At 68.8% G+C, this 551-nt stretch carries 1 protein-coding gene and 1 pseudogene; both read left to right on the top strand.

The annotated features are described in order from the left end of the window. Positions 1–459, top strand: a 459-nt coding sequence (locus tag A3764_RS18300) for a DUF1403 family protein (RefSeq protein WP_067951899.1), incomplete at its 5' end; no start/stop codon positions are given. 2 nt (positions 460–461) lie between these two features. Then, positions 462–551 (top strand): annotated as a pseudogene (locus tag A3764_RS26090) (SMC-Scp complex subunit ScpB); the annotation flags it as partial.

The following is a 551-nucleotide window of genomic DNA, read 5'->3' on the forward strand; positions in this document are numbered from 1 at the left end:
GTAGCCCGTGCCGCGATGGTGCTGGAGACGGTCCTGACGGAAGCGCCGCGCGCTGACGTGCCGGCGTTTATCCTTGCCGACGCGGCCCTCGCCCAAGCGCTTGGCTGGGAGCATCTTGTGCCGCTGCTCGCCACAGGCCTGAGACGCGCCGACCTGCGCAAGCAAGGCGATGACCTGCGCCTGGCCTGTCATCGCGCACTCATCTCGTCGGCAGTAGAGGCCGTGCGTCTCGCCGCCGACCTTGCGCGTCGGGTGGCGCATCTGAAGGCCATTGCGCCCAAACTTCGGGCAAAGGGGGCAAATGATGCGGTCGAAATGTTCCTGACCCGCGATGCCGTGGCGCCCTCGGCGCTGCCGCTTCCGGATCGCGCGGCGCGGCGGCTCTGCGACCGGTTGGTCGATCTCGGCGCGGTGCGCGAGCTGACCGGGCGCGACACTTTCCGGCTCTACGGGGTGTAGCGATGGCGAAGGATCGCTTGGAACCGGAGCTTGATCGCGCGTTGACGGACCTGCCGCCCGAGCTGCGCTGGCGGGAATGGATGCGCCGGATT

The sequence above is a fragment of the Sulfitobacter sp. HI0129 genome, from assembly GCF_001635395.1.
Taxonomy (GTDB): Bacteria; Pseudomonadota; Alphaproteobacteria; order Rhodobacterales; family Rhodobacteraceae; genus Sulfitobacter.